This is a genomic window from Mesorhizobium sp. M2A.F.Ca.ET.067.02.1.1, assembly GCF_004023285.1.
Taxonomy (GTDB): Bacteria; Pseudomonadota; Alphaproteobacteria; order Rhizobiales; family Rhizobiaceae; genus Mesorhizobium.
This window is the reverse complement of the sequence record NZ_RZSB01000202.1, coordinates 1-8,609: the sequence shown is the minus strand read 5'-3', so window position 1 is coordinate 8,609 and position 8,609 is coordinate 1. Positions and strand designations below refer to the sequence as shown.

General features: G+C 65.2%; 7 protein-coding genes and 1 riboswitch. Of the genes, 4 read left to right on the top strand and 3 right to left on the bottom strand.

The genetic code is table 11. The features are described from left to right. Positions 1 to 953, bottom strand: a 953-nt coding sequence (locus EOA28_RS15815; protein WP_148670728.1) for an ATP-binding cassette domain-containing protein, incomplete at its 3' end; no start/stop codon positions are given. 138 nt (positions 954 to 1,091) lie between these two features. Between EOA28_RS15815 and mtnK the strand changes: the two genes are divergently transcribed. The 4 genes from mtnK (at position 1,092) to fba (ending at position 5,678) form a co-directional block, all read left to right on the top strand. Continuing rightward, entirely contained in the window at positions 1,092 to 2,354 is a 1,263-nt protein-coding gene (mtnK, locus tag EOA28_RS15810) for an S-methyl-5-thioribose kinase (protein ID WP_127251659.1), read from the top strand. A gap of 2 nt (positions 2,355 to 2,356) precedes the next feature. Continuing rightward, on the top strand, positions 2,357 to 3,451 hold the full coding sequence (mtnA, locus tag EOA28_RS15805) for an S-methyl-5-thioribose-1-phosphate isomerase (protein ID WP_127251660.1): 1,095 nt from the start codon (positions 2,357 to 2,359) through the stop codon (positions 3,449 to 3,451). 240 nt (positions 3,452 to 3,691) lie between these two features. Next, positions 3,692 to 3,907, top strand: a riboswitch (FMN riboswitch). A 79-nt stretch (positions 3,908 to 3,986) separates the two neighbouring features. Beyond that, positions 3,987 to 4,454 (top strand): 6,7-dimethyl-8-ribityllumazine synthase, encoded by a 468-nt coding sequence (locus tag EOA28_RS15795; RefSeq protein ID WP_127251661.1) that lies wholly within the window; start codon positions 3,987 to 3,989, stop codon positions 4,452 to 4,454. Between the two features lie 159 nt (positions 4,455 to 4,613). Next, positions 4,614 to 5,678, top strand: a complete 1,065-nt coding sequence (gene fba / locus EOA28_RS15790) for a class II fructose-bisphosphate aldolase (protein WP_040998092.1) — start codon at positions 4,614 to 4,616, stop codon at positions 5,676 to 5,678. A 64-nt stretch (positions 5,679 to 5,742) separates the two neighbouring features. Here the strand turns inward: fba and EOA28_RS15785 are convergent, their stop codons facing one another. Together EOA28_RS15785 and EOA28_RS15780 are read right to left on the bottom strand one after the other, a co-directional pair. Continuing rightward, entirely contained in the window at positions 5,743 to 6,978 is a 1,236-nt protein-coding gene (locus EOA28_RS15785) for a VWA domain-containing protein (protein ID WP_127251662.1), read from the bottom strand. Next, positions 6,971 to 8,609 (bottom strand): DUF5682 family protein (locus EOA28_RS15780; protein ID WP_128315035.1); only part of this gene is annotated, 1,639 nt, incomplete at its 5' end. The genes EOA28_RS15780 and EOA28_RS15785, both read right to left, overlap by 8 nt.

Below are 8,609 nucleotides of genomic sequence, written 5' to 3'. Positions count from 1 at the left end.
CCGTCCATATGCATGGCGCCGGCGAGCGGCCGGCGCACGCCGAAAAGCGTTTCGGCAAGCGCCGTCTTGCCGACGCCGACGAGGCCGGTGATCGCCACCACCTCGCCGGCGCCGAGCGTCATCGAGATCGGTTTCGCGCCATGCGCGATCCGCAGGCCTTCTGCAGTGAAGACCGCGCTGACGGAACTTCTGGCAACGACCCTGTCGAGACGGATCTTGCGGCCGAGCATGGCGTTGACGGCGCCCTCGTAATCGAGCGGTTTTTGATCGAAGACGCCGGAGACGACACCGTCGCGCATCGACATGATGCGGTCGGCGAGCCGCCGGATGTCGGACATGCGGTGCGAGATATAAAGGATGGCAACGCCATGACCGCGCAGCCGGTCGATCAGCGAAAACAGCCGGTCGGCCTCGGCGCTCGACAGCGAGGAGGTCGGCTCGTCGAGGATCAGCACTTTGGGCTGGTGCGCCATGGCGCGAGCGATGGCCACCATCTGCCGGTCGGCCAGAGACAGATCGCTGACGCGCGCCTTGAGGTCGATTGCGAGCCCCATGCGGTCGGCGACGGCCTTGGCTTCGGCACGGACATTGGCGGGCTTGAACAGCATCGACGCGCCTTTGCCGCTCAGCCGATCGAGCGTCAGGTTGGTGGCGACATCGAGGTCGGCGACCACGCCGTCATTGATGTTCTGGTGCACGGTGACGACGCCGGCGCGAATGGCTTCGGCGGGGGTTTGCGGGTCGAATGCGTTGCCGGCCAGCCGCATCGTGCCGGCACCGCGCGCATAGACGCCGCTGATGATCTTGACCAGGGTCGACTTGCCGGCGCCGTTGGCGCCCATCAGCACAGTGACCTCGCCCGCATGCAGTTCGAGCGAGATGCCGCCAAGCACCTCGTTTTGGCCGAAGGATTTCCTTAAGCCCTCCACATGGAACACGGCATCTGCGCCCATTCCTTCCTCCCTGGTTCCTGACGCTATGGGCTCATTCGTCAATTGTCAACACGATTGACATTTGCCAGAGCGCTTCCTAGCTTGGCCCCGCCGCCGTGGCTCCGCTATCGTCGGACACCACGAGCAGGAGGGGAGAGAATGACCGGGAAGTTCGAAGCATTGTCGGTGGAGACGTTGCCGAAGCGCCTTGGCGAGACCGCGGCGCTGACCGAGCGCATCGGCAAGGACGCCAGCCACTGGAAAGTACGCGAGGTCGGTGACGGCAATCTGAACCTCGTCTTCATCGTCGAGGGCGACCAAGGTGCGGCGGTGGTGAAGCAGGCGCTGCCCTATGTGCGGCTGGTTGGCGATAGCTGGCCACTACCCTTGAAGCGCTCCTTCTTCGAATATCATGCGCTGACCAGGCAGGAGCGCCGGGCGCCCGGCTCGGTGCCGGCGATCTACCATTTTGACGAGACCCAGGCGCTGATCGTCATGGAATATATGGCGCCGCCGCATGTCATCCTCAGGCGCGCGCTGATCGACGGCCGCGAACTGCCGAACATCGCGCGCGACATCGGCCTGTTCATGGCCCGCACGCTGTTCCGCGGCTCGGATCTGTCGATGGTGACGAAGGAGCGCAAGGCCGATCTGGCGCTGTTCGCCGACAATGTCGAGCTCTGCGACATCACCGAGAATCTGGTGTTCTCCGATCCCTATTTCGATGCCAGGATGAACCGGCATACCTCGCCGCAGCTCGACGGCCTGGTTGCCGAATTGCGCGCCGACCGCGACCTCAAGGTCGAGGCACAGCGGCTGAAGCATCTGTTCGCCGCCAATGCCGAGACGCTGCTGCATGGCGACCTGCATTCCGGCTCGATCATGGTCACCGACACCGAGACCCGGATGATCGATCCGGAATTCGCCTTCTACGGCCCGATCGCCTTCGATGTCGGCATGCTGCTCGCCAATTTCTGGATGGCCTTCTTCTCGCAGCGCGGCCATGAGGAGAAAGGCAGCAGGGACTCGATGCGCGCCTATCTGCTCGGCGTCACGGCCGAGACATGGGCAACCTTCCGCGCCGAGTTCTCGCATCTGTGGCGCACCGAACGCACCGGCATGCTCTACCAGAAAAGCCTGTTCGAGGATCAGGGCGACAGGCTGGGTTCCGAACAGGCGCTCGACCACATACTGCATTCCATCTGGACCGACCTGCTCGGCTTTGCCGGCATCGAGGTGCACCGGCGCATCCTTGGGCTGGCCCACAATGCCGATTTCGAGACCATTGCCGATCAAGACCTGCGCGCCAGATGTGAGGCCAAGGCTTTGCGCTTCGGCCGCCACATCGCCGTCAACCGGCGCCGGATCCACAGTATCGACGAGGTCAACAATCTGGCCGCGCTGATCGAACAGGAGAACTGAATTTGAACGTCGGCGAACGCCACTACCGCACCATCTGGCTCAGCGACGACAAGCGCTCGGTCGAGATCATCGACCAGCGCTGGCTGCCGCATGAGTTCCGCATCGAGACGATCGGAACCGTCGCCGGCATCGCCACCGCCATCCGCGACATGTGGGTGCGCGGCGCGCCGCTGATCGGCGTCACCGCCGCCTATGGCGTCGCCATCCAGATGAAGGACGATCCGTCGGACGAAGCGCTCGATACGGTGTGGGAAACGCTCAACAAGACGCGGCCGACGGCGATCAACCTGCGCTGGGCGCTGGACGAGATGCGCCGGCACCTCAAGCACCTCGCGCCAGGGGAGCGTGCCGAAGCGGCCTACAAGCGGGCCGCCGAGATCGCCGACGAGGATGTGGGCTTAAACCGCGCCATTGGCGAGAACGGGCTTGCCATCATCAAGGAGATCGCGGCGAAGAAGAAGCCGGGCGAGACCGTCAACATCCTCACCCACTGCAATGCCGGCTGGCTGGCGACGGTCGACTACGGCACGGCCACCGCGCCGATCTATCTGGCGACCGAGGCCGGCATTCCTGTCCATGTCTATGTCGACGAGACCAGGCCGCGCAACCAAGGCGCCCAGCTGACCGCCTGGGAGATGGCCGGCCACGGCGTGCCGCATACGCTGATCGTCGACAATGCCGGCGGCCATCTGATGCAGCATGGCGACATCGACATGGTGATCGTCGGCACCGACCGCACCACCGCCAATGGCGACGTCTGCAACAAGATCGGCACCTATCTCAAGGCGCTGGCCGCGGCCGACAATGAGGTGCCCTTCTACGTCGCGCTCCCCTCGCCCACCATCGACTGGACGGTGGCCGACGGGCTGAAGGAAATCCCCATCGAGGAACGCTCCGGCGACGAGGTTTCGCTGGTGTGGGGCAAGACGGCTGACGGCAAGGTCGCGCAGGTGCGCGTGTCGCCGGATGCGACGCCGGCGGCCAACCCGGCGTTCGATGTGACGCCGGCGCGGCTGGTGACGGGTCTCATCACCGAGCGCGGCGTGGCGAAAGCTTCGCGCGAGGGGCTGAAGGCGATGTTTCCCGAACGGGGTTAGCTAATCTCCCCCTTGTGGGGGAGATGTCCGGCAGGACAGAGGGGGGCGCTGTCCCGCCAGCATGTCGGAATCGCCTTTGATCTTACCCAAACGAATTATCGTCTAGCGCCTGCGTGAAGAAAACGATACGCCGCGATCCTTCGCGCCCCCCTCTGCCCTGCCGGGCATCTCCCCCACTAGGGGGGAGATTGGCTAGTCGCCAATTGACAGCGCCTGCCTCCCCCTCCATACCTCCGTCGTTAATGTTCTCAGGGCGGGGTGAAAGTCCCCACCGGCGGTAAGGGTCTCGACCCAAGCCCGCGAGCGCCTTCCGGTCCACGCATTAATGCGTGGATTCTTAAGTGCTAGAGCGTCCTTTACGCGTCCAAAAGGACGCGTGGCGCTCTAGTGGAAGGGTCAGCAGATCCGGTGCGATTCCGGAGCCGACGGTTACAGTCCGGATGGAAGAGAACGGCCGCAGGAGACGGTCCGCTCGCGCGGGCCGTGTTTTTGCGTCGTGCGTCCTGATTCTGGTTCGAAACGGAAGGAAGGACCCATGAATCAGCATTTCCCTAAAGACCAAACTACCCTTCGCGTCGCCGTCATTCGCGCGCGCTGGCATGCCGATATCGTCGACCAATGCGCAGCGGCGTTCGAGGCCGAGCTTGCAGCGCTCGGCGGCTTTGCCGTCGAGGTCTTCGACGTGCCCGGAGCCTATGAAATTCCGCTGCACGCCAAGACGCTTGCCGAGACCGGCCGCTATGCCGCGATCCTCGGCGCCGCCTTCGTCGTCAATGGCGGCATCTACCGGCATGGCTTCGTGGCGAGCGCCGTCATTGACGGGATGATGAATGTGCAGCTTGCGACCGGCGTGCCGGTGCTGTCGGCGGTGCTGACGCCGCACAACTACCATGACAGCGCCGAGCATCACCGCTTCTTCCACGAGCATTTCACCGTGAAGGGCAAGGAGGCGGCGAAGGCCTGCGTCGAGATCCTCGCCGCGCGTGCCAGAATCGCGGCCTGAACCGCTTCGCGAGCAGCGCGTCGGAACTAAACCGATTTGGATTTCAGGACCGCGACCTGAGTGGGTTGCGGTCCGTCGGAAATCCGGCCAGAAGCAGTTGGGCCGGGTTTCGGCCCAACCTGCTAAATCGCGCTTTCAACAGATACGGGAGACTATTCGTTGGCTCGCATCACACTGAGACAATTGCTCGACCATGCCGCCGAACATGGCTATGGCGTGCCTGCCTTCAACATGAACAACATGGAACAAGGCCTCGCCATCATGGAGGCGGCCGAGGAGACCAAGTCGCCAGTCATCCTGCAGGCCAGCCGCGGCGCGCGCGCCTACGCCAATGACGTGGTGCTGGCCAAGCTGATCGACGCGCTGGTCGAGATCCATCCCGATATCCCGGTCTGCATGCATCTCGACCACGGCAACAACGAAGCGACCTGCGTCACCGCGATCCAGTACGGCTTCACCTCGGTGATGATGGACGGCTCGCTGAAGGAGGACGGCAAGTCTCCGGCCGACTACGCCTATAATTCCGGCATCACCCGCCGCGTCGTCGACATGGCGCATTGGGGCGGCGTGTCGGTGGAGGGCGAGATCGGCGTGCTCGGCTCGCTGGAGAGCGGCGGCGGCGAGCAGGAGGACGGGCATGGCGTCGAAGGCGCGATCAGCCACGACCAGCTCTTGACCGACCCGGTGCAGGCCGAGCAGTTCGTGCGGGATACGCATGTCGATGCGCTGGCGGTGGCCATGGGCACCAGCCACGGCGCCTATAAATTCTCGCGCAAGCCGGACGGCGCGGTGCTGGCGATGAATGTGATCGAGGAGATCCATCGCCGTCTGCCCAACATGCATCTGGTGATGCATGGCTCCTCGTCGGTGCCGGAAGAGCTGCAGGAGATCATCAACAAATATGGCGGCCAGATGAAGCCGACCTGGGGCGTGCCGGTGGAGGAGATCCAGCGCGGCATCAAGCATGGCGTGCGCAAGATCAACATCGACACCGACAACCGCATGGCGCTGACCGGCGCGATCCGCAAGGTGCTGACCGAGAACCCGTCGGAGTTCGACCCGCGCAAATATCTGACGCCGGCGATGGCTGCGATGAAGAAGCTCTGCAAGGAGCGCTTCGAGCAGTTCGGCACCGCCGGCAACGCGCCGAAGATCAAGCCGATTCCGCTGGCGGAGATGGCCAAGCGCTACAAGTCGGGCAGCCTCGACCCGAAATTCGGCTAAGCAGCATCCGCATAACCTGTCATGATCAGGTCGCGGAAAAGGTCATAGCGAACGCCGCCGAGCGCTATTCGGCGGCGTTCGGCGTCTCCGCGTCGGCACGGACGAGCTTGATGTCCGCGCCCGCCGTCCAGGCGCCGATATCCTCGCGACGCAGCGCCGCCGCCATCATGTCGGGGAAATGGTCGGGCGTACAGGCGAAGACCGGGATGCCGATCGCGGCGACCGACCCGGCCATCGACGGATCGTAGCCGGGACGGCCCTGATCGGTGAGCGCCAAGAGCACGACGACGTTGACGCCCGACCGGACAAGTGCTGCCAGCCTTTGCAGGAGCTCCTTGCCGTTGCCGCCCTCGTAGAGATCGGTGATCAGGACGAAATGCGCCTTGGTCGGCCGTTCGATGCGCTCGGCGCAATAGGCGACCGCCTGGTTGATGTCGGTGCCGCCGCCGAGCTGGACGCCGAACAGCACCTCGACCGGATCGCTGAGTTCTTCGGTCAGATCGACGATCGCCGTGTCGAAGCAGACGAGTTTCGTCCGCACCACCGGCAGCGAGGCCATCACGGCGGCGAAGATCGAGGCATAGATGACCGAGCTTGCCATCGAGCCGGACTGGTCGACGCAGAGCGTCACCTCGTCGAGGTCGACCAATCGGCGCTGACGACGCATGAAGCCGACCAGCTTTTCCGGAACCACGGTCTTATGGTCCGGCTGGTAGTGGCGAAGGTTCGCCGTGATCGTGCGCGGCCAGTCGATATCGCGCTGGCGCGGCCGGTTGGTGCGCCGCGACTTATCGAGCGCGCCGCGGATCGCCTCCGCGGTCTTCTGCTCCAGGCGCTGCATCAGCTTGGCGACGATGTCGGAAATGATCGACCTGGCGATGTCCTTGGTCTTGTCCGGCATCGCCGAGCGCAGCGAGACGAGGTCGGCGACGAGATTGACGTCGGCCTCGATCGCCTTGAGGAACTCGGGCTCCATCAGCATCTGCTTCAGGTTCAGCCGCTCGAAGGCGTCCTTCTGCACGACCTGGACGACCTGCTCGGGGAAGAAGGAGCGGATGTCGCCCATCCATTGCGCGACGCGGGGTGCCGAGCGGCCGAGCCCGCCACGCCGCTTGCACGGATCGCCGGCGGTGTCGCCGCTGCCGTCGCCATAAAGCGCATCGAGCGCCGCCGACAGTTTTCGGTCCTCGGCCGACAGCGCCGACGATGTCTCGTCGTCGGCCCCGATCGCCAGCCGCCAGCGACGCTCGCGATTGTCCGTTGCCGCTTCGAGATCCCGCCCGGTCGTTTCGTCAGCCATGGTTGACCTCCCCTGCCAGCAGCTTTGCGAGAAGGCCAAAATGCCTCCGCCATGCCGCGCCACCATCCGGCGCCGGAATTAGCCCGGCAGGCAGGCTCGCTCTCTTGCCAAGCACGGCCTCGATGAGGCGGCGACGCTCCATGCTGTCGAGGTTCGAGAAGACGCGGCGCAGCAGCGGCAGATGCGCGACGAAGGCCTCCTCGTCGAGCGAGGCCAGCCAGGCATCGACAGCGCCGCGCAGGCCCTCGTCATAGATCAGCCGCTGGCCGGCGCCGCTGAAGAAACCTTCGAAGAAGGCGGCGGCATCGAGAACGGCCGTCCCTGGCGACAGGCGTCTTGCCAGGAGATCGGCGGTCTCATCGGCTGAGAGCCGGCCTGCTTCGTAGAGCAGATGCGCTGCGCAGCCGGTGACCAGCGCCGTGGAGCGTGACGAATCCAGCACGGCCGCCAGCCCGTTGCGCCAGGCTTCAAGGACATGCTCGTCCGGCTCGACCAGCTTGATCGCCTCGTCGGCCTTGCGCAGCGCTCCCATCAGCGCGGCCGCGGCCTGCGCGTCGAGATCGCGCGCCGCGTAAGGCAGCGCGATGGAGCCTTCGATGATCAGCCGCTCCAGCAGGCCGGCGAGTCGCTCGCTCTCGGTCTTGCGCGCTTCGCCGTAGCGGATGATGTCGGCAAGCGGCGGCACCGAGGCCAACAACTCCAGGCACTCGCTGCTGTGCGCCGCCTTTTCCTCGAGCGCTGCAAGACCGGCGGCGGACGCCTCGCTCAGGGCGGCGGTGATCGCACTCTGCACCAGCGTAGCCAAAGCATCGAGCGTCGCGGCGGCGCCGATCATCTGGATGAGCCTGCCATTGGCGGCCTTCTCGATGGTCGGGCCGTAGACCAGGTTCTCGACAAGGCGGACGGCATATTCCGGCTGCCAGGCGAGCATCCAACGCTCGCGAAACGTGCCGCGGCTGCGGCCGACATCGGTCAGCCTGCCCCAGTCGACGCCAAGCACGTTCAGCCGGTGCAGCAATGTCGAGCGGAAGAGACCGCTCTCGCTGCGCAGGTCGACGGAAAGTTCCCGCTCCAGTGCCTCTGGCTTCAGCCTTGCAGCCTTCTGGCTGCGCTGCAGATCGTCGATCAGCGGCGCGAGCGGCGTGTCGGGCGGGATCTCGCCGACATCGGCGCCGAGCAGCAGCTCGGCCTCGACCATCTTCCACAGCAGGGCCTCGCCGTTGAAGAGCGCCGAGACCGAGGCATCGCGAAGCTCCTCGAAGCCCGGCTTCGGCCGTTCGCGGATGGCGGCAAGCGCGCGCGCCAGGCGCTCCGCCTCGATCAGCGATGCGGTGGAGATCATGTGGCCCTTCGCCCGCAGCACCGAGGCGATCCGCGCCAACCACAGGACCGAGGCGTCGTCCTGCCCACGTGTCTGCCACAGATGCTTGCACCAGCCCGGCGCTACGACGCCGGCGCCATAACCATAGCCCAGCGCCAGGCGCGGTCCGGTCCACGGCGCATAGGTCATCGTGGTCTTGCGCCGGCCGATGCCCTTGAGCAGCGCCTGGTCGCTCTTCTGCGTATGCCCTGCTTGAAGGGCCGGCACATGCCAGGCGCCGCAAACCACGGCCATGGGGCCGTCGAATTCC